A 26,982-nucleotide genomic window follows, 5' to 3' on the forward strand; every position below is an offset into this window, starting at 1 on the left:
GTGGCAAGGCCGGCGGCGCCGGCGAGACCGGTGGCAAGGCCGGCGGCGAGAGCGGCAAGGGCAGCGGTGGCGCTGGCTAGGCCGATAGAAGCTTGAGACTATCGGGTGCCGGTAATGGTTGTTCCCTTATCGGCATCCGTGTCCAACAACTGGCGCAATTCATCCGCGCGAGCAGCAAGTCCCATCACTGGTCACCAGTCCGAACCGGCATAGCGCGCGGCCTCCTTCCACAGGGCGAGCGCAACCTGTGGGGAACGGGCTTTCACCTCGAAATCTTGACCTTTGTATTTCCCGGCCGCGACCCAAACTGTTTTTGAGCGCTGATAAACAGTGACGCCTAGAGCGCCGGCGAGCGTTCGCCATTGTGGATCATTTGCATTCATACATTCCAGCCCCCGCGCCATGTAAGAAGCAACGAGGGATGCCAGATTGGAGTTCCAAGGAATGTGATCATTTTAACACTTCCCGATCCGAACCTCCCATTCGGCAACCGAAACAACCCGCCGCTGGCGTGAGCGGCGGCATCGATCCGGTCTTCGACGATTGCAAGCCACCAAGGGGCCAGGCACTCCCCCGACCAAAAGTCTAGCAAGAACACCCAAATGCCTGTCTGGGATCGTTGGGCCTAGCGGCGATACCATGCACCTCATGATCTGCGCGTAACAGCAGCCGCTTCGCTTGGTGCGCAACGCTTGATCGCCCGCCGCACCAACATGCGGAGAGCAATTCTCATCGGATGGTGCGCATGCCTGTATCGCCAAAAGCCTGGATCGCCAAAAGTCCCTTCGCCTTCGGGCAAAATTCAGCGCGGTTTGGCCCTCTTCATCTCCGGAGGACCGACAGCGTCCCCTGCGATTCATGGGAGCGTGCACCGTCCTTGTCCAGAAGAAGGTCCACCCTGTTGGATGATCGGCCGTAGGTAAGGTCTTGCTATGCGGGCACTGTCGCGAAGGACGTTTGGGCAGGGAGCCATATTCGGCTTGCTGCACTGGCTGGGCGCTGGCAAGGCAGCCGGCGCGTACGCTCAGCCAGGCGATGGTGTGACGTTGGTGGCGGGAGGCAGACCCGCCGTCACGCTGGTTATCCCGGACAGGCCGAAGGACTCCGTCCGCTATGCTGCCGTGGAGCTCGGCTGGCATATCGAGAAAGCGACCGGCTTCCAACCTGCCATGGCGACTGAAAGCGAAGTGACGTCGGCGAGCCTGGGCAAACCCCATATCTATCTGGGCGATACCCGGTTTGCCCGAAAGGCCGGCATCGATTCCGGCGCATTGGAGCCGGAATCGTGTGCAATCCGCACCGTTGGCCGCCATCTCTGTATCGCGGGGCATGACACGAGCGGCAGCCCTCTTGATGAGGACACCTCCGCGGGAACGCTCTTCGGCGCATACGAACTTCTCGATCGCTACTTCGCGGTTCGGTGGCTATGGCCAGGCGAACTGGGAACGTTCGTTCCAAGAGCGGAGTCCGTGGTCGTTCCTTTTCAAGACCGTATCGTAACGCCTCGATTCATGCAGCGCCACGTGCGCTCGGCTGCGGGCTTGAAGGCCAAGGATCATCCCGAGCTGGGCTTCACTGCCGCGGCGGCCGAAGAATACATGAACGCGCAGGCAACATTTCTGCGCCGCAACCGCATGGGCCGCCGAATCCCGGCGAAGTACGGCCATGCCTTCGTGGACTGGTGGCGGCAGTATGGCGCCGAGCATCCTGAATGGTTTCAACTGGTCAACGGCAGACGAGGCCCCTCAAGGCTGGGTGCGCGCTTCTCCATGTGCATTTCCAATCCGGGTCTGCGCGAAGAGATTGTCGCGCAGTGGCGCGAGCATGGAGGCGATACCCCGGGGCACCTTCCAACCTTCGTCAATGCTGTCGAGAATGACGTGCCTGGCCAATGCGAATGCGATGCATGCAAGGCGCTCGATGGCCCGGAGCCACCGGATTATCGAAAATTCATTCCGTCGAAATCAAAGATCGCCAGCAAGCCTTTCGTATCCGACCGATATGCGCGTTCATGGCAAGCCATCCAGCAGATCGCCGCGAAATACAATTCGAACTCGGTTGTCGTCGGCTACGCCTACATGAACTACTTCGCCGCCCCGACCTCGGGCATAAAACTGGGGCCGAACATCATGATCGGATTTTGCCCATCATCCTGGTTCTATCCCCGAAGCGGCGACGAGCAGGATTGGATGAAAGCCCAGTGGCGAGGATGGGCGGAAACCGAAGCCCGGCTTTTCATGCGGACGAACTATTTTCTGGACGGATATTGCATGCCGCACATATTTTCCAGCCAGTTCGCCGACGAGTTTCAGAGCGCCGCGAACAACGGGATGATCGGGACCGATTTCGATTCGCTGACAGGTCATTGGGCGACACAAGGCCCAAACCTTTACCTGTTGCTCCGCTTGCAGATCCACCCCGACATGCCTGCCAGCTCCCTGCTGTCCGAATATTACTCCGCCTTCGGACCCGCGGCGGCTGACGTGAGGAGATATTTCGATTTCTGGGAGGCGTATACGTCCGGTGGGCGAGCCCGGCTGCGTGACACTTTCGAGGCTCTTGGGGCTTCGCGTTGGCGAAGCTGGGCGAAAGCGGCGCATGCGATCTATCCAGAGGAGAGCTTCGCGCCGGCCGAAGCATTGCTCGACAAGGCAGCCTCCTCCGCGGCGGCAGACCAGCAAGCGTCAAGGCGGGTGCAGTTCCTTCAATTAGGATTGCAGCACGCGAAATTGTGCTCTTTGGCCTCCACCAAACTTACGCTCGGCGATCCGGAATCCAGCTACGAGAGAGGCAAGGTGGAATTGCAGGCGCTGTTGGAATTTCGACGAGCGCACGAGCGCACGTGGGTATCCAACTTGAATCACTGCGCGTGGGTCGAGAGCACCAGCTGGGCCCTTCCCGGCGCTGCAGTCCAATTGCAGGCGCCCGATCCGGAGTGACCTTCTTCAAGCAGCGAAACTTCCAGCCTGGCCTTCAGTCACCAACAGGGAAGGCACCCCGCCAGCATGCACGCTGGCAAGGGTGCGCTCTTTGCGACCTGGCAGGATCGGCAGGGCGGTCAGCCGCCCTTGCTGCCGCCACCGTCTCCAGCGCCGCCGGATTTCCCCCCGGACTCACCGGCGCCGCCAGCCTTGCCACCGGACTCACCGGCGCCGCCGGCCTTGCCACCGGTCTCGCCAGCACCGCCGGCTTTGCCAGGTTCTGCAGCGCGCCCTGCCTTTCCGGGTTCTGCGGCGCGACCTGCCTTGCCTGCTTCCACAGATTTAATTTTGGTCGCCGATTCGGCAAAGCTAGTCGTCGAGACGGATGCGACAGATACAGCAAGAGAAATTGCGGTAAGAATGCGAATGATCATGATAAGCCTCCTTAACAGGGTGACATTCAGCCCCTGAGGATCTTGTCGTGTATTTTTCCGGGAAGATCGAGTCTTGTACGAGGGTAAGCCCGTCGGCATGTTTTATAATTAGTGAAAAAATTTTCGAACGAAATTTTACTCATTTTTCTTTGGAAATAGGCGCATTAGTGATTTCTTGGATATCTGCCTAAAACTTGCAACTCAATGTGATCGGTCGCAACAGTCACCTGCATCGATCGCGAGGGCCAGCGCTCCGGTGTGGCGTCGCCAAGTAGAAAATGACGTATCTATTTAAAACTCCGGGGAGCTGGATCGTCAGCTCGGTTTGACTGTTCGCACATTCTTGACGTCCGAGCCGACAAATCCCAAAGTTCAGAGGCAACAATTTGTTAACTATCTGACAATGTTGTGGTGATGGTCGCGTGCAGTGTTGCACTTTGGGCACGCACATAGCGATTTCCGTCTATCCGCCCCGATCTTCAGGCTTGTGCCCGGCGATCGACAGGTCAATCGGGCCAACCGCGCGTGAGCCGGGATGGCCAGCGCCTGGGGCTGCGAATGGATGCTTACGCGTCGGCGATCCCGGTCACTAAATCCGCTGACCAGCATATTGAGCGGCTTCCATCCATAACGTGAGTGCAACCGCGGGCGAGCGGGCTTTCACCTCGAAAAGGCGGCCTCGGTAGCTTCCCGTGGCCACCCACACTGTTTTTGAACGTTGAAGGATCGAAACCCCAAGAGCATCCGCCCGATGGAAAATCTCGTCGTGATCGCGGTGCATTTGCTCTGGCCTTTGGCTCCTAAAACGGGCGAAGGTGCTCCTTCATTGGCAAACCATAGCTTGGTCTACGTTCATATGGGGGCGCTGTCATTTGCATTTGACATAGATGCCGGCTTCGTACGAATCCGTCATAGCATCCCAACAGTCGCTATGACCGTGCAAAGCCACGGCCTTGATAGGTCAGCAGCCAGCCGCTCACCCTCATCGCCCATGGGACTTCAGTCTTATTTGCGTTATTGCTAATATGTCTATAATTTGAGCAGTGCGGGGGACACCCAAACCAACCCGCAGTGGCCGGTGTGGCGCAAATCAAGCTGCCCAACGCAGCGCAGCCGCACCGGCCATTGGTTCCCAAAAGCTCGGAGTTTGTCATCATACGGTTGCAATGACATCTCGACTGCGACGCCTTCCGACGCCGCTTGGCCTCATCGATCAGCTCGCCACCCAAAGACCTGAGTTGTCGATAGGCCGCAAAGAGATGAGATTGGATCAGATTGCACTTTGATGGCGCGAGCCGCGCGGACCCGTGACGGCTCGAGCAAGGTCCGGAGCCGATCCAGGCAGCCGACACGCAGGCCAAACCGATCATATCGACGATGGGACGCTCAATCGGCCGAAGACTAAACGGAGCCAAGACTTGCCGTCTCGTTTCATCACATAATCTTCAGTCTTGGCCATTTTCTTACACCAGCGGCCAATCGTCGACGGAGTTCCTGGGAAATAGCGCGAGCAGTAGCCGCTGCCTCTTCATCGTCGTCGATATCGTCTTCAATCAGCATAGCCAGCGTTTCGACATCGTCGAATGGAAATTCATCGGCGATGTCATCGGCAGCACCCCGTATCACCTCGGCATGGGCACATACGATTTCGGCGGGCTCTTCCAACATCCGCAATTGCCGGAACAGCGATGCAATAGTTTCGGATTGTTGGGACATCGCTCCATGCCTCCGTGTGGGGCAGGAGTAAGTCTATGGCTCCCAAGCGCTAGCGCCCAAAATATTTGCTAACGACAGCACTCCTTTTAGGGTTTCGTGCAAAACCCGTAAAGTCAACTGGCGAAGAAAACTGTTCACAACCCAAGCCAGGTCCGCGCGTCCCGGCAACAGGGACAGACCATTCGCGCTCCTGGTCCCTGCGGCGAGCCGCCGAGCTTGAGCCGTCTCGCGGCTGCGGATGCTCGAGCTTAAAACGCCGAACCTCTATAACGTGTCGCTTCCTTCCACAAAGCGATCGTTGGCTTTGGAGCACGCCCCTTCACCTCGAAAGTACGGCCACGATAGCTTCCCCTGGCCACCCAAACTGTTTTTGAGCGTTGATAGATGTTGATGCCCAACGCGCATGCTCTTGCAAGCAATTCTCTATCATTTCGCATTTTGATCGACCTCGTCACGGCTCCTTGAAAGTTGAGATAACAATGATGCCCAGAGTTTGTTGCAGTATCGTGTCGGACCCCATTCCGTCAGGTAACCTGTCGTCACGAAGGGCCGATGCTTCCGCGTTCGCGAGGCGACCCATCTAAGAAACCCGCCGCCCCATTCACGGCAGCGACGGGCCGCCCCTGTGATTTTTGGGACTTGCCGGGCGTTGGGTCCCTGCCACCACCAAACCATTAGATAGACCTCATGTTCCTGGATCGTCGCGATGGTACTTTTTTGACGATTCATCGTCGCACGGGCGAAGCTGCGTCATGCGGCGCAGCCAGCGCGCGGTGAGTTTTGAGACTACATTCCGCAGGTGTGGAGCTTCACAGTTCTTGGGCCTAAGCGGGTGGCTGCGCGTGCTTGCGGTCGCTAAGCTCCCGAATGACGTGGCGAGTTCCTTAGCCCTTCGGTCGCTGAGCTTCACCCCATGGCGGAAGCCCACTGTCCAAATGGAGAGGCGGAACAAGACGCATCCCGTTTAAATTGGGCCTCGCTGACCATGGAGGCCCGCTTGAGGTTCATCGCGTTGCAAGATCCGGCCGACAACTGGATGGTGTATGATCTACATTCCGAGGTTCCGGCGGAATTCACTTGCAAAGTGCTCTACGGTCTCTCGCGCGAAGAAGCAGAGCATCTGACCGTTCTGGCCAATGCGAAATTTCGATCCAGAACAGCTATCGCGGAGCCCATGCTTGGCCGACCGGCGCTGGGTTGAAGGATCACACGCCCCTCACAACGCTGGATATGGGACTGGTAGCTTCCTGCCCGGATTTGTGCCTGGGGGATGCGCCGGATGGCTCGGGGAAAGGCGGCAGCGCTCTCCCGCGACCAAATCATGATTAGAGTTGACTCGGGCGTCGAACAAGGCAGGGGATCGTGCTGTGGCAGGCTGCGATCCCCCTTGGCATTCAGCGCATTATCCTTTGCCTTAGCCAGGCAATAAACCTGTTCCCGCCAATCGTCGCGCGGACCCGGCTGGCAGCCCAGCCCGCCTTCATCGTAGCGCCGACGTGACAATCGCAGACGATGTCGTGCAGTTGCCAGTCGCTCAGCCCGAAGAAGCGTTTTGCCTCACCATAGCTGTCGTCTTTCAGGCCCGATGCGCGCAGCACCGGATCTTCGAAGGCCACAGAAATTGCCGATCCTTCCCCACGCACGCTGTCACGTTCCTCCAGGCGCAGATATTCGGTGCCTGTAAACGCTGCAAGGCGTCGCTCGGGATGTTGTTCGAGAAGTTCGGCCCAACGTTCGATACGCTGGTTCCGCGTCATCTCCGAATATGCCGCCGAGGATTCGATCTTGGCGACGGCATGCAGTTGGTCGAGTGTCTGATGTTTCATGGCAGGCTCCTGTCGAGAGTGAGAAGCACCCACGCCTTCAGGGAAATTATCGCGCGGTGATGCCCCGACAAGAGCGGGAGATTGAGGCGGTCAGGATTGTAAATGGACCGATTGCATCGGCCAGCAGAACCAGGCTGCCCAGAACCGGGCTGCATGAATCCAGCGACTGCAGCTACTTTTTAATGATGTTTCCGTTGCGCAGGTCGAAGGCTTCGGAACCGCGGGTCTGGCGGTAGAAATCATCCTGCAGTTCGCCCCATTCGCCAAGAAAGGCACCGCACTTGCTGCAGTGAATTGGCGTCGACTCCTCGGCGTTGTCGGGAATGTCCATTTGGATAGTCCCGCATACCTTGCAATCGAGTTTGTCGTCCAGCCGGCGTTCCATTTTCCAAGGATTGCGCATTTTCAGTCAAGAGCCAATTGTTGGTTTCGTACCAAGGAACATAGACCAGCGCCAAACCTTCGGCCATCGATCACTCACGAGAGTCAAAAAGGACGGCTAGGCCCAGTTCCCGTGCCAGATCGACGATCTTCTCGGTCAACTCGTCATCCGTATCTTGCAGATAGGGCGCATCCCTGCGAGCGGCCTCTATTGCCGCTTTGACCGAGACGATATCGCCATATCGCGCACTTCGAAGCTCTGATGCCAGAAACTCCCTAGCGGTACCGACGGGTCTTGTTGCCCATCTGGCGATGCTCATGCGGTTCCTCCCATCACCCTCGGCTTCATCTTGATCCCGTCCAAGGCGCCGATCAATCGATGGTACGATTCCGTACCAAATCGCTCAGCCATAAGAAGGCAACGGCGGCACGGCATCGGCCGGGCCTTGGTTTGGGTGTCGCGAAGTTGGCCGCGCGAAATTGTCCGGCGAGGCAATCGCGATCTACGAAAGGCTGGCTTAGTCATCGCACTTTCCGCAGCGGTCATCATGCTGCCTATCTACCGGCAAACCGCCGACCCAAGATCGATTGGATCCTCGCGTCGGCGTTACCACAAAGCGCCGCCGGTCACCTGGATGTTCTCCATGGTGATGCCCCTGGCGGAGTCCGAGCACAGGAACACCGCGAGCGCCGCGATTTCCTCCGGCTGCAGCATGCGCTGCTGCGGGTTGCCGCGAACGATTTCGGCCATGGCTTCCTCTGGCGTGCGGCCCTTGCCCTCACGCTCGACCACTTGCGCGACGTTGCGGCGCATCAGTTCCGTCTCCACCCAGGTCGGGCTGATCATGACGCAGGTGACGCCGTGTGCGGCCCCTTCCAGCGCCACGCAGCGCGTCAGCCCGAGCAGGCCGGCCTTCGAGGCGCAATAGGCAGGATTGTCCTTCCAGCCAACCGAGGCCGCGGTGGAACCAATGTTGACGATGCGGCCCCAGCCGCGTCCGATCATGCCCGGCAGCACGGCGCGTGTGACACGGAAGGCACCGGTAAGATTGGTGTCGACGATCTTGTCCCAGAGTTCGTCGGAATGCCCCACGACCGGCTGCTCGGCTGTGGTGCCGGCGGCATTTACGAGGATGTCGGCCGGCCCGATCGCCGCCTCCGCCTCGGCCACGAAACGATTGCTGAGATCGCTGTCGCGCACGTCGAGATGCGCGGCGTGGACGCTTGTGCCATGCGCCGCCAAAGCCGAGCGTACCCGTTCGATCTCGCCGGCGCCCGGATAGTAGGCGGCATCGGTCCGGCCCGGGCCCGGCGCGGCCACGTAGGAGCCGACAGCGACATTGGCCCCGGCCCTGGCAAGCGCGGTGGCGATGGCGAAGCCCATGCCGGAAAAACCGCCGGTGACGATGGCCCCGCGGCCCGAGAGGTTGGTCATCGAACTGGATCTCCGCAATCAAACCACAAGGCAGTCGCCACCGACCGTCATTTCGGAAGTCGCGACGAACCTATCCAAGGCCCGGCAACCGGCCTGGTCAAGGCTGCAGCGGCTTGCCCAGCCATTCGCGATAGAAGCCTTCGAGGTCCGGCTCGAAATCATGCACGATTGGGTAGCCAGGCGCGGCCGCTTCCACTTCGTGCATGGTCCCGCATTGCGGGCAGATGAATTCGCGGATCTCCATCCACTGCGGATCGGGAATATCGCTGTTAGGATAGATTTCGCGCAGCGTCTCCTCGGTGTTGCGCACGATGATCGCCGCCTTCAGCTTCCAGTTCTCGCGATAGTCGCCGAAGGAGTGGCCGCACTCACAGCGGGTCACCCGCTCGTCACCGCTCTGGCAGATGAACAGATGATCCGAGACCGGCAGCAGGATCGGATCCTTCCAGCCGACGCGATCCTGCAGCACCGCGACGTACTTGAAGAAACGATCGTCGTCCTTGTAGGCGCTCATCACGCGGCGCGTCTGCGGCCAGGGCAGCGTGCCCGCGACCAGATCGGCGATGACTTCCTTGCTGTACGAGGTCATGGCTTTGCTCCCGGCATGAAGATCGATTTAGCGTCGACGTTCCAGAAATCGCTGAATTCCCTGGTGAAGCGCGAGGAAAGCCCGATCGCGCTGGCGTACATCTTCTTCACCTCGGGCGCGAAGTCGGCCTTCTCGACACGGTCGCGTTCGGTGGCGATCCACTCCGACACCGGCTTTGCCTGCGCGATCCGCCTGGCGCGCATCTCGGCGCGGTGACGCTTGGTGGCCTCGATGTTGGCAACGGGATAGCCATCCCCATCTTCGTCGAGGATGATGCCGAAAATGCCCTCGGCCGCTTCCTTGGTGAGATAGCCGTTCTCGACATCCAACGCCGTCTTGAGCGGATCGCGCTCCAGCACGTCGCCATAGCCGCCACCGCCATTGTAGGAATGGGTGAAGACGTCACCGGTCTTGTGCGGGGCGGTGATGTAGGGGCCCTCCATCGTCACATGCTCGCCCTGCAGCCGCAGCTCAAGCTCCGAGCGATGCGGATCGGTGCCGGTGTGGTGCGCCAGCGGTGCCCTTTTTTCGGCAAGCTCGAAGATGTTGGAGTTGCGCACCGCGCGATGCTTCTGGCAGGTCGGCGCCGGATAGCCGCCGCACATGCCGCCATTGTCGAACACGCGGGACGAATGCTCGGATGTAACCAGCCTGAGATGATCGGTCTTGCTGACCAGCCAGGTCGACAGGAAGGAACAGCCGCCGCGATACTTGCCGGCGCCGCCGGAATTGGGAACGATCGAGCGGCCGATATAGACCATCGGCATGTTCTGTTCCCAGATCTCGATGTTGCCCATGTCGGATTCCGGGTTCCACCCGACATAGGCGGTGTCGAGCCCGTCCTTGATCGCCAGCGCGCCGGAACCGGCGGCCGCGCATTCGAAATGCGCCATGCCGAACAGCTTGCCGTACTGGCTGGTGCCGCCCATCTCGATCATCGGGCTGTTGACCTGGCCGACGAAGGCTTCCTCGACAAAGCCGCGTCCGATGAAGGAGCGCGACAACAGCCGCTGGAACACGCCATAGGCCGGAAGCAGCAGGGCCCATGAGGTGGCGGTCGCCACCATTTCGTTGTCCGGGTTGGTCCATGTGCCGTGCGGCAGTTTCAGTTCGGTCGCCATCCAGGCCCCGTCATTGACCAGCCCCTCGAAATTCATGTGCTGGGTGAGCGTCACGAACATGCCGCCATCCATGCCGGCCGGGGTGCAGTTCATCGAATGGTACCCCCAGGGTTGCGTGCCCTCAAAGTCCATGATGATCTTGCCGTCGGTGGTGATCTCCATCTCGATCGGGATGTTGTACAGCCAGTCGGGGTCGCCGAGCGGCTGGTAGCCGGGCTTGCCCGCTGTGACATGGCCGTAGAAGGTGTGGCCGCGGTAGATGCCGGGCACGGTGAGCTGGCGCGTGCGGGCGAGCTGGGCGCGGCGGCCTTCCTCGATGAACTCCTTCGACACCTTCATCCAGTAGTCCAAGCCGATCTCGTCGATCAGCGCCTTGACGCTTTCGCGCATGTCGATGCAGGAGGCGACCTTGGCCTTCTCGTCCAAGACCCAATAGATCGGCATGCGCAGATTGCGCTCGCAGCGGATGACATAGTCGCGGCGGATCTCGTCGTTCTCGCCGATTTTTTCGGCGCAGACGAACAGCCCTTCCGTGAAGCGCTCCTGCGCCAGCGCCACGTCACCACCGGGCGTGATACCGCCGACCTCGAGCTCGTGGCAGACCGCGCCCGCCCAGCCGACCAGTTTGCCCGAGTGGAAGATCGGCACCACGTCCATCACATCGGGCACCTGCACGGTGCCGATGAAGGCGTCGTTGTTGGCGAAGATGTCGCCGTCGCGGATGCAGGGGTTTTCCTCATAGCCCTGTCTGATCATCCATTTGATGAAGCGGCTCATCGTGTGGACATGCACCATGATGCCGTTGGAAAGCGCGATCGCATCGCCTTCCGGCGTGTAGATGGCGACCACCATCTCGCCGACCTCGCGCACGCCGGGCGAAGCCGAGATGCGGCGGGCCATCTCGCGGGCCGAGACACAATAGGCGCGCAGCTTGGTGTGCAGCGTCTCGAATTTGAGCGGATCCTGGTTGCGCAGCGAAAGTTCCGTGATGCCGTCGTAGCAGCCGGTCTCTTCCATGAGCCGTTCGGATTCGATCAGCCGTTCGCGGATGCGGAGCGCGGAGGCGGGTTTGTCCAGCATGGCGTTCGCCCTTCTCAAGCGTGGTTGTAATGCAGCAGCGTCCATTCATCGACATGGACACGGTCCTGCGGGTGAACGACGAGCGTTGTGGCGGGATGTTCGATGATAGCCGGGCCGGTGACCTCGTGGCCGGGCTGCAGCAGATCCATCTCGTAAAGATTGGCCTTGTGCCAGCGGCCGCCGATATAGGCCTCGCGCACACCCTTGTGGGCGGCTGCCGGATCCGACTTGCCGAGCGGACGCCTGAGCAGCACCGGCTTGACCTTGTCGGCGGTGGCGATCAGGCCAAGCTCGGTGATCGAGAAGCCGGCTTCGCCATAACGCGAGACGCGGTGGTTGACCTTGGCATAGACGGCCTCGAATTCATCGATGACACCGCGCATATCGTCGGCCGAACGGATGGCCGAGAGCGGCGCCATCACCTCGACATCCTCGAGCTGGCCGGTATAGCGCATCATCAGGAACGGCACGGTCTTGATCTTGTCGCGCCCATGGCCGTCCTCGATCATCTCGTCGACGGCTGCCTTGGTGAGTTCGTCCCAGACATTGGTGACCTTCGCACCGAAGGCCATCAGTTCTTCATCGCTGGCGCGCGCGCCGATGTCATGCTGCGTCGACACCGAATGGCGGCGCATGAAATCGGCCGTCGTGCAGCCGAAGGCCGAGAAGGCGGCGGCGAACTGGAAGGTGATGATGTCCTTGAAGCCGATTCCCCTGGAGCAGCCGGCCAGATGCAGCGGGCCTGAACCGCCATAGGAGAGCAGCGTGAATTCGGAGGGGTGGATGCCCTGGCCGGAGATGACGCGCCGCAATGCATTGTTGGCGTCGGCCTCCAGCATGTCGATCATGCCCTCGGCGGCCTCCTCGACGCCCACACCGAGCAGGCGCGCGCACTTTTCCTCGAAGGCTGCCCTCGCCTTCTCGACCTGCAGAACGACCTTGCCGCCAAGGAAATAATGCGGGTTTAGGCGGCCCAGGATGGCGTCGCAATCGGCGATGGTGGGTTCGGTGCCGCCCTTGGCAAAGCAGATCGGGCCGGGATCCGAGCCCGCACTTTCCGGCCCGAGCGAGACCTTCTTGGTCAGGGGATCGACCTTCAGGATCATGCCGGCGCCGGCGCCGATCGTGTCGAGATGCAGCGTCGGCACGTTGAGCTTGAAACGGTCCATCAAAGGCTCGTTCTCGATCCGCGTCTGGCCGCGCGTGATGACGCCCATGTCGAAGGAGGTGCCGCCCATGTCCGAGCAGATCAGCGAGTCGTTGCCGATCAGCTTGCCGACATAGGCCGCGCCGAGAATGCCGCCGATCGGGCCGGAGATCATGGTTTCGTGCAGGCGCGGATGGTTGATCGAGGTCAGGCCGCCGAAGGACAGCAGCGTCTGCACGCCATATTTGAAGCCGTATTTCTTCGAGACGTCCTCGATACCCTTGAGCTGCTTGCGGCCGCGCGACGTCGCGTAGGCCTCGATCAGCACCGAGTTCAGCCGTGACTGTTCACGGATGACCGGGCGGACTTCGTGGCTGGTGTAGACGGTGATCTCGGCGCCGGCCTTTTCGATCTCCTCGCGGCAGATCTCGGCGATGCGCTTCTCGTGCACGGGATTGACGTGCGAGAAGATCGTCATGATGCAGATGCCCTCGACCTTGTCGGCGATCAGCTTCCTGGCGGCGGCAGCCACCTCGTGCTCGTAGAGCGGCAGGATGATGTCGCCGAACTGGTCGATGCGTTCGGTGACGCCATGGGTGCGGCGGCGCGGCACCAGCGGATCGGGATGATGATGGGTCACCGCATGCAGCCGGTCGGCATAGGAATAGTCGGCCCAGGCCTGCAAGCCGCGGCCCATCAGGATCATGTCCTCCAGGCCCTTGGTGGTGATAAGCCCGAGCCGGCGGCCGGTACGCGACAACAGCGTGTTGAGCATGCCGGTGCCGGAATAGAGCACGACGTTGACACCGGAGAAGAGCTGCTCCAGCGAGATGCCCCAGGCATCGGCCGCGTCTTCGGCGGAGGCCAGGAAACCTTCGGCTTCGTTCTTCGGCGTGGTCGCCGACTTGCCGATCTTGAAGTGGCCGTCCTGATCGACAAGGATGGTGTCGGTCATGGTGCCGCCGGCGTCGATACCGATGACGATTGGATTGCCAATGATCGGAGGGGTGCCGACGATCGGGCCGACGGGATTGAGTTGGGTCACGGGCGCCTCGGAATGTGGTCTAGGTTGAGGCAAGGCTAGAATCCTTGGGCGGCCTCGCGCCATATGCCAAAAGACACAATGACGGTCGGGCCGGGATCGCCGAGAAAAGGGCATGCGCATGGGCAATATCTGGGCGCCGCTCGCCAAGGCGATCGCCGCCACCGGCACGGACAGGCATGTCGACTGCCTGATCGACCTGATCGGCGCCGACATCGAGCATGACCTCGTCACGGTGACGCGCTATTCGGCGACGCAGACACCGGAATTCGTCAAGCACCGGCGCTTCTCGGACGAGATGGTGCAGCGCTATCTCGCCAGTTACTACGTGTTCGACCCGTTCTATGCCTCGTGGCGGCGCGAGCGGCGGCTTGGCATCATGCCGCTGAAACGGCTTGCCGACGACGAGGCCAAGCGCGGCCAGTACATAGCCGGCTTCCTGGCGCAGTCGGAAATCTGCGACGAAGTCGGCATCATGCTGGCGGATGGCGGCGACTGGTGTCTCGGCATCTTCCTCGACCGTTCGAGCGCCGCTTTCAAGGACAGCGAGATCGCGCGGCTGGAAGAGCGGCTGCCCGTGTTCGCAGCCCTGCACGCACTCGACATAACCGCGCGCGGAAACGAATTCTCCCGCACATCGATGCCGACAGGACCCGGCGCTTCGCCGCAGCAGAAGCCCAGCATTCCAGCCAGCCTCTGGCCAGAGCTTTCACAGCGGGAACGCGAACTCGTCCAGCTCGTCCTGGCCGGACATCCGACCGCCAGCATCGCCGAGCGGCTGGGGATCGCGGTCGGCACGGTCAAAAATCACCGCCGCCGCATCTATGAAAAACTCGACATCACCACGGAGCGCGAATTGTTCCTGCAGTTCTTTCAATCGCGGGCATCCCGGTTGAATGGTCCCTGAGATTTCGGGCTAGACCGACCTGTTTCGACGCCGCTGCACGCCTATTGCTTGACCGAGGTGGAAGTCCCCCATGTGTCCGACAGCACGTAGCCTTGCGGGTATGGGTCCGTCGGATCGAGGTAGTAGGCATGCTCGCCGGTGATCCAGGCTCGGCCGGTGATTTCCGGAACGATCGCCTTGCGGCCGCCGATCTCCGTCAGCTCCACGATCTTGCCGGTGAAGCGCGAGCCGATGATCGATTCGTGGATCAATACGTCGCCAACTCCCATCAGGCCACGGGCCTGCAGCACGGCCATGCGGGCCGACGTGCCGGTTCCCGTCGGGCTGCGGTCGGAGCGTCCCGGCGAGACGATGCAGGTGTTGCGGGTGACATTGCCGGGACCCTGGAACGGCATGGCGAACTGCACGATCGACACGCCGCGCACATGCTCGAATTCAGGATGCACGACATCAAGCTGTTCGCGAGCGGCCCGTCGAACCTTCTCGCCCATCACCGCCAGCTCGCGAGCCTCGTCGGGGGCGACCGAGAAGCCGAGCGCCTCGGCATCGACGATCGCGTAGAACATGCCGCCATAGGCGACGTCGATCGTGAGCGTTCCCAGCCCCTCGACTTCGAGGTTGGCATCGAGACGTTCGGCGAAGGCAGGCGCATTGCGCAAGGTGATCGACACGCATTTGCCGTCACGGCATTCGGCGCGCACGTCGATGACGCCACCCGGCATGTCCAGCCTGAAGCGCGTCTCGGGCTCCTGCATCGGCACCATGCCGGTCTCCAGCAGGACCGTGGCGACGCAGATCGTATTGGAACCGGACATCGGAGGATATTCCGTCGGTTCCATGATGATGGCGCCGGCGATGCAATCGTCACGCGTCGATGGTACGAGCAGGTTGACATGGCGCGCGACGCTGCCGCGCGGCTCGCAGATCAGCATGCGCCTGATATGGTCGTGATCACGTTCCATCGTGATCATCTTCTCCATCATCGTGCGGCCCGCCGGCGGCAGCACGCCACCCACGATGACGTCGCCGACCTCGCCTTCGGCGTGACAGCCGACGACACGAATGCTGGCTTTGGTGCGCATTGTTGAATGCCTGTTCTAGACGGCGCGCGTTATGCCGCCATCGACGCGGATGTTCTGGCCGGTGATGTAGGCCGCGCCATCCGACGCAAGGAAAGCGATCGTGGCGGCGATTTCCTGGCTGGTGCCATAGCGCCCCAACGGCACGCTGTCGCGACGTTCCTCGGTTGCGGGCAGGCTGTCGATCCAACCTGGAAGAACGTTGTTCATGCGAATGTTGTCACCGGCATAGGTATCCGCGAAGATCTTCGTGAAGGAAGCCAGTCCGGCACGGAAGACGGCAGAGGTGGGGAACATCGGGCTCGGTTCGAACGTCCAGGCGGTGGAGATGTTAACGATGACACCCGATTTCTGCTTCTGCATGATTGGTGTGACCAACCGCGTCGGACGAACGGCGCACAGGTAATAAACGTTCATTGCGTCATGCCAATCCTCGTCGGTAATCTCGAGGATGGGCTTTCGTGGGCCGTGGCCAGCACTGTTAACAAGCACGTCGACGCGACCCCACCGCTCGACAGCGCCGTCGACCAGCCGCTTGAGATCGTCATTGGATTGATTCGAGCCGGTGACACCGAAGCCGTCGAGTTCCTTCGCCAGCGCTTCACCTTTGCCTGAGGACGAGAGAATCCCGACCTTGTAGCCGTCCGCGGCAAGTCGACGGGCGGTCTCCGCGCCCATGCCGCTTCCGCCAGCGCTAACCAACGCAACTTTTTGTCCTGTCATCGTACTTCCTTCGGCTACCAACTCTCGTGCATTTTGCGAAATGCGGCAAAGTCTGACACATCGCCGTGGGTATGGCTAAACAGAAAATCGGCCATCGCCCAATAGGAAAATTATCGAATGACTCAAATGGCTGAAGGGATCGCCTCGGGGCTCCGCGCCAACTTCCGTCGAGCAATGCGGGAAAAATAGCCGTAGGCGGTCACTCGCCCAGTATGACCCCGGATGCCATGATCTGCGCCGTGCGCTCCGTCAGTTTTCCGCATTTTACAAGCGTGGGTTTGACGTAGGTTTTCTTCTTCATGATCGCCATCCGATGGCAGTGGCACCGGACTAAACGACCTTCGGCACAGCAACGTTCCATGAGATCCGGCCGGCATCGAAGGCAGCCGCCTTCTCCTCACTTTGCGCTCAACGCGACCATGCGGTCGAGCGCAGCGCTCAGGCCGTGCAGCGACACCGGAAATGTCAGCGGGGTCTCGGCATCCGTCGTGACATTGAGCTTCAGCACCGTGCCTCCCCGCATCTTTCCAACCAAGGACCGATCGATGGCAAAGACGGCGAGGCAGCCCGTCGGCAAACAGGTCCTGAAACGCTGTTGGGACGATGGCGGCTGATCGTCGATCTGCAGCGTCACACCCGAATCGAGCAGGATGCCGAAAGGCAGAAGCAAGGTAGCCGTCGTCGAGCCGTCCGCGCGTCTCTGTATCTCCACGGCAAGCAACCTTTGGCCGTTCTTCTGGACCTGGTCCTGCGAAAGCGAGCAGACCCTCGCATTCTCCTGGACAGAGCAAGCCACGCTCCAGTCCTGGTAGACTTCGCGCAGCGATGAGGGGCCATCCGCAACAGCCGCCACCTGTTGCTGTGCCGATGCGGGCGCCATCAACGAAAACAGAATTGCCCCGCATGCCGAGACTGCCTTGAGGCCACGCTTCATGTGCAGACCCATTCGCGGATCTTGCATTTCTCGCCCGTCGCCTCGCAGGCCTGCAAGGCGAGGTCCTCGGCTTCGCGGCGGGTCTCGGCCGAGTTCACGCCCCAGGGCGTGAACCGGTTCTCGACTTTGTCGGCCAGTGCGAGCGCACCGCAGTGCTTGTAGGGAAAACCGGTTTTGTCGTCATCGTTCCAATGGCGATGGTTTCGGAAGACGGTGACGACATTGCAGGCCTTTCCGCCCGCGTTCTCGCAATATTTCTGCGCGATGTCCTTCGCCTCCTGCCGCTTGTCGGCGCCCCAGAAGAAGCCGTATTTGCTATCGGCCTGCGAATAGGCGATGGCCGCCCAGATGCCTTTTTCCTCTTGCTGCGGCTCCGATGGAGCCACCAGGTCGGCCGAGACGACTTGTCCGCTCCACAACAAGGTCAAACCCAAAACCGCCAAAGCTTGCAATCTCATGGTCGGCACCCCTTTCCTCGATCCCACTCGCTCGCCTACTTCGCCGCCGAAGCGACCGAGATCACCACGCAGCTTTTGCCAGTCGGCAGGAGAAGCGCTTCACCGGCGTTGCCTCCGAGCTCATACACCTCGACCTGCCCGAGATGGTCGGTGATCTTGCTGCCTTGCGGCAAGATGGCGGGGATGTCCGCGCACGGGCTGGCGAATGGCGCCACCCGCACCATGGCCCCCTCGCAGCCCGACGCGGTGGGCGATGCGAAAACGACGCCGGCGGCCGGCCCGTTGTAGCGTTCCGACGCATAGTCCATGCCGACAAAGGCCTGGACCGCATGCTTGTCGGCGGCCTGGTCGTTCCACAAGGATTTGACGCTGTATTTCGTGCCTGTCGTCAGGATCTGTCCGAGCACCGGATAGACGGTCGAGCAGGCCTGCACGCCGGCTTGCTTGACGTGCTCGAGGAAAGGCGTGTCCGGAAGCGCGGGCGACGGCGTCGAAGCCTGTGCGGCGGTCGCGCCGCCGACCAGATTGGCGATCGCGGCATAATTCCCGGCGGCGAAGCCTACGCCCGCCACCACCAGCCCCAACAGGGAAAATCCGACGACGCGCGGCCACCGCCGCCGCGATGGCTCGACGAGCCTTTGCCGATCCGCCTCGACGGCCGGGTTGCTGCGTTTCGCGGACATGAACTGGTCCTGCTGGCTCATTGGTGCTGCCCCCTTTATTTGACTGGCGAAAGGGCTTCCGTCAGCCCCCTGAGCGTTGCGGTCACGGTGATCGTCTGGCCGTCGACGGTTGGATAGGAGATCGCCGGGGTCGCCTTGCGTGCAATCTGCTGGCGCATCACCGGCCCCACCGGCAGCATGCCGACACAGACCATTTCGTTGCAGCCGTTCAGGTGCACGTCGATCGGCTGTGCCTGTCCATCGAACTTCAGCGATACCAGACCGTCGCTCCTGGCATTCGGCGCGGTGCGCAGGATCATGTAGGGCTTGCCGTCCTGCGTGGCGGCAAGCGACCAGCTGAAGGCCATCTTGCCAGCAGCATCCTCGATGATCTGCGAGACGTTGCAGACCTTCTTGCGGGCCTTGAGGTTCTCGTCGCAGATCAGCGTCCAGTTCTCGAACGGACGGATGGTGCGCTGGTACTCCCCCAGTTTTGCCTCGGGAGGCACCACCACGTCCGAGGGCTTGATCCTGTAGGGCGATGTAACCTGCCCGGCGGCCGGCACGAGGCCGCCGCAGAGCGCCAGGCAGGTCAGGGCAACAAGTCCTTTCATTCCTGCCTCAGTTCAAGGTGAAGCTGATGCCGGCGCCGACGCCGACATGGCCACCGGCGGCAGTACCGGACAGGTTGCCGCGGATGCGGCCGTCCTCGCTGGTGTAGCCGGCGCCGAAGGCCAAGGCGCTCGAATCCCGCCAGAAGCCGCCACCCGCCGCGACGCTCAGCTTGCCGGGACGATCATCGTAGCGCAGCGAGGCAGCGGCGAGCCCGATCGCGGCCGCTTGCCGTGCTTCGTCGCGTATGCCGCCCAGGTCCGTATTGAGCTGGCTGAGCTTCTGATCGGTATAGTCGTTGGCCTGTTGCAAGGTCGTGCCGGCCACCTTGTCGGTATAGGAGTTGGAAGTGTTGATGGCGTAATCCACGCGGTTGTTCATCTGGTCGACATTGACCGCATCGTTGCCCTTGACGCCAGGGCCGACATTGGAGATGACGACCGGCGCGTTGACGTCGCCGCCCTGCAGCGTGATGGTGTTCGTCTTGGCGCCACCCTGGGTATCATAGGTCACCGCATTCTGCGTGAGACCCCCAACGCCGGCTTTCAGATCCTCGATCGCCGTGTTCGTAGCGTAGAGCTGCGAGCCGTTTATCGCGTCGGTGCTGTCTGAAGAAACGCGGCCTGCGGCGACATTGGTGATCGTCCTCTCGGCGCCGGCATCGCCGACACTTACGGTCCCGGTTGGAGTCGTCCCGGCATAGGCATAGGTCTTGCCGTTGATGACGGTGCTGGCGGTGCCGACGGCGGTCTGCGTCACCGACCCGGAACCGAGCGCCACATCATTGGCATTGTTGGCCTTGGCGCCCTGCCCGAGCGCGACGGCGCCCTGCCCGGTGGCCGTCGAGCCATTGCCGGCGGCGAGGCTGTTGGTGCCGCTCGCCACGCTGGCCGGACCGATCGCGACGCTGTCGGTGCCGCTGGCGATGGAGTCGGCCAGCGTCGAATTGGCGTGGAAATACTTGATGCCGCCACCACTGGTGATATTGGTCAGCGCGTTGTCGACCGCCGTGAGCCCGTCATAGACGGTCGTGTAGGTGTTGCCCTGGACGGTGTAGGTCGGTCCGGTGATCGATCCGTCGGGATTGACCGTGGTGCCGCCGCCGAACAGGTTGCTGATATTTTGCGACACGCCGCGCAGTTGCGAGACGTTGACGCCATCGGTATCGGCCGAGCCCGCCGCGACATTGGTGAGCTTGCGTTCGGCCCCGGCGGCGCCGATCGACACCTCGCCGACCGAGGTCTGCGGGGCGGTAAGGCCAAAACCCGTGTAGCCGGTCTGGGCGCCGACCGAGGTGATCGACTGCGCGCCGAGCGCGACGCTGTTGATGAAGGTGCTCTGGGCACCGGCGCCGAGCGCCACCGACTGGATGCCGGACGCCAGCGAATTGGTGCCGAGCGCCAGGCCGTCGGCCAGCATCACATGCGCGTTCTGGCCGATGGCGGTGCCGCCAGGTGCTGTCTGGTCGACGATGGCACCATTGCCGATGCCGATGCCATTGTCGCCGTTGACGACCGTCGTCGGACCGACCGCGACCGACTCGGCCCCGACGGCGAGCGAGTCTCCCGCCGTCGAATTGGCATGGAAATACTTGGTCGACGTCGCCGATACGGAAGCGATGGCGCCAGCGAGCTGGCGCACCGTCACCGCATCCTGATCCTGCGTGCCGTCGGCAACGTTGGTGATCTGCCGGTAGGACGTGGCGGTGCCGACCGAAACGGCGCCGAGCAGCGTCTTGTCGGTAGTGTTGTACTGGATGAAATTGGACGGGCCGGCGGGCAGTTGTCCGGAAGCGGGAGCGATCGCGCGATCGGAGACCGAGCCGGAACCGAGCGCCACGCTGCCGTCGATGCTGGCCTGTGTGGCGCGGCCGAGCGCCAGCGCGCTGTCGCCGGTCGCCGTCGCCTGGTAGCCGACGGCGGTGGAGCCAACGCCTTGCGCGAAGGAATCGGTCTGCGCCAGCCCGGCCTCGTTGGTGCGGGCGTAGCGGATGCCGATGCCGTTGGCGTCGGTATAGGCGGTCGAGGTGTCGCCGGCGATGGTGTTGAACGTGTTTCCGAGATTGGTCACGCCACTGTCGATGTTGGCAATGTCGGTTGTGTTCTGCGTCACCTGCTGGTTGGTGGCGAAGAGCTGCGAGCCGTTGACCGCGTCGGTCGAGCCGCCATTCAACTGTCCGGCCGCGACGTTCTGGATCTGGCGCTCGGCGCCCGCCGAACCGACCGAGAAGGCGCCCGCCGGCGTGCCGCCGGCGAAGGTATAGGCGGTACCGCCGATCGTGGCGCCGCCGACATTGGTCGTTGCGCCCGACGTCGAATTCAGGCCGATCGCGACATCGCCGGCATTGTTGGCCACCGCGTTCGGGCCGACGGCGACGGAATCGGTGCCCAGCGCCTGGGAGTCCGGCAAGGTCGAGTTAGCGTGGAAATACTTGATGCCGCCGCCGACATTGATGGTGTTGAGTTGGGCGCCGATGGCGTCCACCGCCTGGTTGGTGGCGAAGAGCTGCGAGCCGTTGATCGCATCCGTCGAGAGCGCACTGATCCGCCCCGCTGCCAGATTGGTGAGCGTCCGTTCCGCGCCAGGTGCGCCGATGCTGACCGTCGAAGTCGGATTGGTACCCTGGAAGGCGTAGGTCGTTCCGTTGACCACACCGCTGGCCGTGCCGACCGCCGTAGTGGTGACCGAGCCCGAACCGAGCGCGACATCGCCGGAGCTTGCCGCCGCCGTCGCGCCGTCGCCCAGCGCGACATTGCCTGCCAGACCGGCGGCTCCCGCGGTCGAGCCATTGCCCAGCGCCACGGAGCCCTGCCCGATCGCCTTGTTGTTGTTGCCGATGGCGACAGCACCGTTGGCCGTATTGGCTGCGGTGGCGGTCGCTGTGCCGTCGCTGTTGGCGATGTTGTTGGCGCCGCCGGTGAAGGCGCCGGTGCCGCTGGCGTAGCTGGGGTCGCCGATCGAGACCGCGCCGTTGCCAAAGGCGGTGTTGCCGGAACNCGGAACCGATCGAGACCGACTTGCCGCCGGTCGCCACCGCATTGGTGCCCATGGCGACCGCCTCGGCGGAATCGGCCTTGGAATTCATACCAACGGCGATGGCGCTCGTGGCGCTCGCCGTTGCGCCAAGTCCCATCGCGGTTGCTTGCGCGGCGGTCGCGGTGGCGTTGTTGCCGACTGCCGTGGCCGAGACCCCGGTAGCCTGTGCTCCCGATCCCATTGCCGACGAACCCGTTCCACTCGAAACAGCCCCGTTGCCGATTGCGGTGCTAAAATCGGCAGTGGCCTGAGTGGCCTGGCCGAGCGCGACGCCGAAACCGCCGGAAGAGACCGCATTGGTGCCGATGGCTATGCTGTTGGGCAGAGCCGTGTTGGCCTGGACGCCTGCAATCGCGCCCGTGCCCAATGCGATCGACTGGTTGCCCCAGGCACGGGCGGTGGTACCCATCGCCATGGCGGCCGTCCCCGTTGCCTTGGACGCGCGTCCGATCGCAGTGCTGTCGGCCTGAGACGCCGTCACATCCGTACCGATGGCAATGGCGCTCTGGGCCAATGCCCCCGTTCCGGCGGCGGTGCGCGAGCCGAGATAGACGGCGTTTATCGCCGTTGCGGTCGACTGGAAGCCGACAGCGATGGCATTCTGGCTATTTGCAATGGTGTTGGTACCTTGGGCAACGGTGTCCAGTCCCGAGGAGACTGCCTGGCTCCCGATCGCGATGGCGCGCGTCCCGGTGGCCTGGGACCCCCAGCCTCCGGCGAAAGATGTGCCACCGCTGGCCAAGGAGCTGACGCCGACGGCAGTGGAGTTGCCGCCCGAAGCAACGGCAAAAGTGCCGAGAGCGCTAGCGCCGGCCAAGGTGGCGCTGGCATTGACGCCGATCGCTACCGTATTGACATTGTTGGAGATTGTTCCGGAGCCGATCGCCACCGCGCCGCCGGCACCCGTCGCCGATGCGGTGCGGCCGATAGCCACGCTGTATTGTGCTGCCGCGTTGGACTGAAAGCCGAGCGCTATGGCCCAGTTAAGGCTGGCTGTTGAGCCATTTCCGATCGCGACGGCCTCGGGAGCAGTCGCTGAGCCGCCGCCGGCTTGATATTGTGCCAGAGCAGGCGTCGCGGCCAAACCAATCGCGAAGACACTCAGCACCGCCGCCGACCCGCCGCCAACGCCAAGCGTTCCCAACCCCAAGCGCTTACGCCCCATGCTAAGCGCGCGATGCGCCATCCGCAGCACCGCCATCAGGCGGCGGCGAACCGAGCGCGAACCATGATCGGCCCCCGCGATCCACTGCCCAGCGAAATGCGCCGCGCGACGCTGAACAAGCGAGCCGCTCGCAATCTGGCCGCTCGAAATCTGGTTGTCGGTCATGGTTCCCTCTCCGCTGGCCGGCACGAAATGTCTGACAATTCCGTTCGCCACCAGAAAGGCATGATTCCTGCTCGCGGTATTTCACGAAATTGCTGTCTTGTGAGAAAAGATCGGAGCAAACCGACAGAGGTTAACGGCGCGTTACCTTAGGAGACGCTTATAAGCCAAGTAGTCAAACAATTTCGTAAGCGCCGTTTCATCTAAGCTTGGCGTTAAGCTTGCCCACCCGCGCCTGCAATGGCGTCGTCTGCCGATATTTCTTCATAAGGGTGGTAAAATGGCTCTGGCTGGAAAAGCCGGCCAGATGGGCGATGTCGGCGATCGTCATCCGGCTCTCGGCAAGCAGCCTTTCGGCGAAGTCCAGCCTGAGGTCGAGCACATACTGATGCGGCGGCATTCCGAACGTCCTGGAGAAGGCTCGCATGAAGTGATAGGGTGAAAGCCCGCAAACCGCAGCCATCTCGCCAAGCGCCAGCTTGCGTGTGAAGTTCTCATCCAGGAATTCCTGTACCTTGCGTGCGCTGCGGACGGAAAGCCCGCCTTTTGCGTGCAGCGCCGGCTGTTGTGCGGAACCCGTCCCGGGAGCCGATCCCGCAGGATCATCATCACGCCGCCGCATGCTCCGGCCTCCTGATACGTCCCAGTTGGAACTCAACCCTAGGCTGCCCTCCCTGTTCCCCTGAAAAACAATTCGTGATGGATCCGACGGTAATGCTGGCCGACCTCATCTCAACGATCTGCAGCTCATCCATGCCGAACGGGGGCGGCTGAAGCGATGTATCGGGGAAATCGACCTCATGGGCCGGGGGCAGGAACTTCTGCGGCCCGGGATCGCGGACACAATGGATGACGCCCCGCGCGAGGTAACGCTCCCGCGCGCCGGGGTATGCCTGGGACCGGCAATTTCCGGAATGATGTCCAAGAGGTATCGGGCTGTCCGATCGACGCCCCGGGAAACGCCGCTTTCCCGAGCTTCGTCCGCTTTGTTCATGCATGCCGCCTCAGCCGTCTTGCTGTAGCTTGAAATCCCCTTGCCCGACCCGCAACCAGCGTAACGCACAGGCCTTGGATAGGAAAGAACTTCCACGTGCAAAGAAAAATTTTTGTTCGAGAAAACAAAGAAGTGACCGGTGGAGGAAGTTGGCGAGCATTCCATTTCCGCCGCATGGCGAGCCTTCGCCATGCGCGAGTTCCGCGTATCAGCCTGGCGAGAGCGATTCCGCGATTTTCATTGATTGTCAAACAGGGCCTGCTGCGCCTAAGCTGGCGTCGTGACGTCCAGTGTCAGGCTGACCGGCAATAGGGGCCTGTGGCAAGAACACGGGTAACAACACGCCCCTGGCCGCTGCGAACTTCAAACTGAGGCGTAATTTTACAGATCACCGCGACGTTTCTCGTAGAGATCCCAGGAGAGTTCCACAAAAGCCAGAAGAACATCGTCCCGGCTCCACCCCGCCGCGACCGCTGCCTGGACGATTTCATGGATGAAAGGCAGCAGCTGGCCCTGGCATTCGGCCGACACGTCGCCGTCCCCCACGGGAGGCCCCTTGAAGTTGAATGTCATCATTCGGCGCTCCCCCTCGCCTCCGATCAAAGTGTTATATCGCCAATTTCATTCCTCTTGATATACAATAGATGTGGCACCAAAGTACAGGAAGCCCTGGAGTATCAAAACAGCTCAGGACGATGCCGGATCGCGCCAGTTCTATGCTTTACCCAAGGTCAGGGAGGGCTTTGCACGACGACATTCTATCGGAGCTTGGTCGGCTCACTCTCTGACGTGAAGGATGGTATTCTTCAGTCGAACCGCATACCGTTTGGCAGCCCTGCAAGCCCCGTCAACATCACGCGTGCCATCGCAATGGCGCCAGGGAAGGCATCCCTTCTATCGCGCTGCCCGGTTTGCCTCCGTCGAGTTGCTGCAGCAGGATTCGTTCGGCCAGGCGTACCATCTCGTGCGGGCTCTGGCGTCGCCGCCTGGCCGACCTCGGTTCAAATCCTTGGCCAGCGATACCACGCCATCGGGCTGCGAGGCATGAGCTGATGCATTGCCTTCTGCAATCGCTCGCTGGATAGTCCCGGCAATGTTCGAGACTATTGCGACTCACGGGACCACAATCCTGGCGATCATCTCAGTGGCGATGGCAACCGTCGGCATCGCCCACGCCGTCATGACCAAGGAAGACGTCCGCGCTGCCACCGGCTGGGTCGGCGTGATGGTGCTGTCGCCGATCCTCGGCGTGCTGATCTATGCCGTCGCCGGCATAAACCGCATCCGTCGTGCCACGATCAGCGCACAGCGCCCGCTTGCCGGCGATGCGGTGTCAGCCAAGCATGAGCGCGACCTCGTCGCCGAGGAGGCACTGATCGTCGAGCGCTACGGACAGCGCTTCACGGGTCTTAGAACGCTCGGCGACCGGGTGGCGAGACGCACGCTCAACCCGGGAAATGCAATCGACGTGTTGGAGACGGGCGACGAGGCCTACGCCGCCATGTGCGCGGCCATCGATGGCGCCGAGCGCAGCGTCCTGCTCGAGACCTATATTTTCGACAATGACGCCGTCGGCCTGCTCTTCGTCGAATCGCTGGCCAATGCCGTCCGGCGCGGCGTTACCGTTCGCGTGCTGATCGATGCCGTCGGCGCCCGCTACTCGGTCCCCAGCATTTTGGGGCACCTGCGCGACGCGAAGATTCCCGTCGATCTCTTCAACGGCAACATCGTCATGGGCCTGCGGCTGCCCTACGCCAACCTCAGGACCCACCGGAAGATCCTGGTGGTCGACGGCACGGTTGCCTTTACCGGCGGCATGAATATCCGCAAGGGTTTTTCCGCGGAGTTCGCTGGCTCGAAGAGCGCCAGGGACACGCATTTCCGGGTAACCGGCCCAGTCGTCGCCGACCTCTTCTCGGTCGCCGCCGAGGACTGGCGTTTTGTCACCAAAGAGGCGTTGAAGGGCGATGCTTGGCGCATAGCGTCACTATCGCCGGCGCCCGGCGTCCCGATGCTGGTGCGAGCGGTCGCTTCCGGCCCGGACGCCAGCAACGAGACCAACCACAAGCTGCTGATCGGCGCGTTTTCCGTCGCGCGCAAGTCGATCCGCCTGATGTCGCCCTATTTCCTGCCCGACCGCGAATTGGTCAGCGCGCTGATCACCGCCGCCCGGCGCGGCGTCGAAATCGACATCGTCGTGCCGGCGGTGAACAACCTTTTCCTCGTCGATCGCGCCATGACCGCGCAATTCGATCAGGTGCTGAAGCACTATTGCCGCGTCTGGCGCACCGAAGGGCCGTTCGACCATTCGAAGCTGCTGTCGATCGACGGCGCATGGGCCTATATCGGGTCGTCCAACCTCGATGCCCGGTCGTTGCGGCTCAACTTCGAGATCGACCTGGAGATCCTCGACGCAGGCTTTGCGCGCGAGATCGAAGCGCGGATCGGATCGGCAATGACCTCCGCCGTGCCGGTGACGCTCGATGCCTTGCGCGCCCGGCCGTTCCTCATCAGGCTGTTCGACCGGGTCCTTTGGCTCGGTTCACCCTATCTCTAGA

Annotated in this window: 22 protein-coding genes and 1 pseudogene; 4 read left to right on the forward strand and 19 right to left on the reverse strand. The window is 62.0% G+C overall.

Features of this window, described 5'->3' with window-relative positions; genetic code table 11:
• Nucleotides 1–191: 191 nt before the first annotated feature.
• Nucleotides 192–383, reverse strand: a complete 192-nt coding sequence (locus X741_RS1000000169860) for a hypothetical protein (RefSeq protein ID WP_156937906.1) — start codon at nt 381–383, stop codon at nt 192–194.
• 597 nt (nt 384–980) lie between these two features.
• Here X741_RS1000000169860 and X741_RS150570 point away from each other — a divergent pair.
• A complete protein-coding gene (locus tag X741_RS150570) occupies nt 981–2,939 on the forward strand; it encodes a DUF4838 domain-containing protein (protein WP_023778415.1) in 1,959 nt (652 codons plus the stop codon).
• A gap of 119 nt (nt 2,940–3,058) precedes the next feature.
• Here X741_RS150570 and X741_RS1000000169865 read toward each other — a convergent pair whose 3' ends face one another.
• Complete coding sequence (locus X741_RS1000000169865; protein WP_156937907.1) at nt 3,059–3,355, reverse strand: hypothetical protein; 297 nt, start codon at nt 3,353–3,355, stop codon at nt 3,059–3,061.
• A 1,434-nt stretch (nt 3,356–4,789) separates the two neighbouring features.
• Nucleotides 4,790–5,071, reverse strand: coding sequence for a hypothetical protein (locus X741_RS150560; RefSeq protein WP_031250176.1), 282 nt, complete (start codon nt 5,069–5,071; stop codon nt 4,790–4,792).
• A 997-nt stretch (nt 5,072–6,068) separates the two neighbouring features.
• Here X741_RS150560 and X741_RS150555 point away from each other — a divergent pair.
• Nucleotides 6,069–6,272, forward strand: a complete 204-nt coding sequence (locus X741_RS150555; RefSeq protein WP_198023971.1) for a hypothetical protein — start codon at nt 6,069–6,071, stop codon at nt 6,270–6,272.
• Nucleotides 6,273–6,465: 193 nt separating this feature from the next.
• Here X741_RS150555 and X741_RS150550 read toward each other — a convergent pair whose 3' ends face one another.
• The 7 genes from X741_RS150550 to X741_RS150525 form a co-directional block, all read right to left on the reverse strand.
• Entirely contained in the window at nt 6,466–6,897 is a 432-nt protein-coding gene (locus tag X741_RS150550; RefSeq protein ID WP_023778417.1) for a hypothetical protein, read from the reverse strand.
• A gap of 172 nt (nt 6,898–7,069) precedes the next feature.
• Entirely contained in the window at nt 7,070–7,228 is a 159-nt protein-coding gene (locus tag X741_RS01000000166835; RefSeq protein ID WP_023765683.1) for a hypothetical protein, read from the reverse strand.
• 142 nt (nt 7,229–7,370) lie between these two features.
• Nucleotides 7,371–7,598 (reverse strand): hypothetical protein, encoded by a 228-nt coding sequence (locus tag X741_RS150545; protein WP_023765684.1) that lies wholly within the window; start codon nt 7,596–7,598, stop codon nt 7,371–7,373.
• A gap of 287 nt (nt 7,599–7,885) precedes the next feature.
• A complete protein-coding gene (locus X741_RS150540) occupies nt 7,886–8,713 on the reverse strand; it encodes an SDR family oxidoreductase (protein ID WP_023778418.1) in 828 nt (275 codons plus the stop codon).
• A gap of 97 nt (nt 8,714–8,810) precedes the next feature.
• Complete coding sequence (locus X741_RS150535) at nt 8,811–9,302, reverse strand: acetone carboxylase subunit gamma (protein ID WP_023778419.1); 492 nt, start codon at nt 9,300–9,302, stop codon at nt 8,811–8,813.
• Nucleotides 9,299–11,503 carry a hydantoinase B/oxoprolinase family protein gene (locus tag X741_RS150530; protein ID WP_023778420.1) on the reverse strand — a complete coding sequence of 735 codons (2,205 nt, stop codon included), beginning with the start codon at nt 11,501–11,503 and terminating at the stop codon, nt 9,299–9,301. Before X741_RS150530 ends, X741_RS150535 begins: the two co-directional genes overlap by 4 nt.
• Nucleotides 11,504–11,517: 14 nt before the next feature.
• Nucleotides 11,518–13,647, reverse strand: coding sequence for a hydantoinase/oxoprolinase family protein (locus X741_RS150525; RefSeq protein WP_031250177.1), 2,130 nt, complete (start codon nt 13,645–13,647; stop codon nt 11,518–11,520).
• A gap of 160 nt (nt 13,648–13,807) precedes the next feature.
• Between X741_RS150525 and X741_RS150520 the strand changes: the two genes are divergently transcribed.
• Nucleotides 13,808–14,599 carry a LuxR C-terminal-related transcriptional regulator gene (locus X741_RS150520; RefSeq protein ID WP_023778422.1) on the forward strand — a complete coding sequence of 264 codons (792 nt, stop codon included), beginning with the start codon at nt 13,808–13,810 and terminating at the stop codon, nt 14,597–14,599.
• Between the two features lie 41 nt (nt 14,600–14,640).
• Here the strand turns inward: X741_RS150520 and X741_RS150515 are convergent, their stop codons facing one another.
• From X741_RS150515 to X741_RS150480, 9 genes and pseudogenes are all read right to left on the reverse strand, one after another.
• Complete coding sequence (locus X741_RS150515) at nt 14,641–15,681, reverse strand: proline racemase family protein (protein WP_023778423.1); 1,041 nt, start codon at nt 15,679–15,681, stop codon at nt 14,641–14,643.
• 15 nt (nt 15,682–15,696) lie between these two features.
• Complete coding sequence (locus X741_RS150510; protein ID WP_023778424.1) at nt 15,697–16,401, reverse strand: SDR family oxidoreductase; 705 nt, start codon at nt 16,399–16,401, stop codon at nt 15,697–15,699.
• A gap of 397 nt (nt 16,402–16,798) precedes the next feature.
• A complete protein-coding gene (locus X741_RS150505; protein WP_023778426.1) occupies nt 16,799–17,347 on the reverse strand; it encodes an invasion associated locus B family protein in 549 nt (182 codons plus the stop codon).
• The gene (locus X741_RS150500; RefSeq protein WP_023778427.1) at nt 17,332–17,793 is read right to left on the reverse strand and encodes a DUF4189 domain-containing protein; all 462 of its coding nucleotides are present in this window, start codon (nt 17,791–17,793) and stop codon (nt 17,332–17,334) included. Before X741_RS150500 ends, X741_RS150505 begins: the two co-directional genes overlap by 16 nt.
• Nucleotides 17,794–17,828: 35 nt before the next feature.
• The gene (locus X741_RS150495) at nt 17,829–18,497 is read right to left on the reverse strand and encodes a hypothetical protein (protein WP_023778428.1); all 669 of its coding nucleotides are present in this window, start codon (nt 18,495–18,497) and stop codon (nt 17,829–17,831) included.
• 14 nt (nt 18,498–18,511) lie between these two features.
• Entirely contained in the window at nt 18,512–19,069 is a 558-nt protein-coding gene (locus tag X741_RS150490) for an invasion associated locus B family protein (protein WP_023778429.1), read from the reverse strand.
• Nucleotides 19,070–19,076: 7 nt separating this feature from the next.
• Nucleotides 19,077–23,433 (reverse strand): annotated as a pseudogene (locus X741_RS01000000166840) (YadA-like family protein).
• Nucleotides 23,434–23,629: 196 nt separating this feature from the next.
• A complete protein-coding gene (locus X741_RS150485) occupies nt 23,630–24,052 on the reverse strand; it encodes an AraC family transcriptional regulator (RefSeq protein ID WP_023778430.1) in 423 nt (140 codons plus the stop codon).
• 753 nt (nt 24,053–24,805) lie between these two features.
• Nucleotides 24,806–25,000 carry a hypothetical protein gene (locus X741_RS150480; RefSeq protein WP_013893264.1) on the reverse strand — a complete coding sequence of 65 codons (195 nt, stop codon included), beginning with the start codon at nt 24,998–25,000 and terminating at the stop codon, nt 24,806–24,808.
• Between the two features lie 517 nt (nt 25,001–25,517).
• Between X741_RS150480 and X741_RS150475 the strand changes: the two genes are divergently transcribed.
• Complete coding sequence (locus X741_RS150475; RefSeq protein ID WP_023778432.1) at nt 25,518–26,981, forward strand: phosphatidylserine/phosphatidylglycerophosphate/cardiolipin synthase family protein; 1,464 nt, start codon at nt 25,518–25,520, stop codon at nt 26,979–26,981.
• Nucleotide 26,982: the final 1 nt, after the last annotated feature.

It is taken from the genome of Mesorhizobium sp. LNHC221B00 (assembly GCF_000502935.1).
GTDB classification, from domain to species: Bacteria; Pseudomonadota; Alphaproteobacteria; order Rhizobiales; family Rhizobiaceae; genus Mesorhizobium; species Mesorhizobium opportunistum.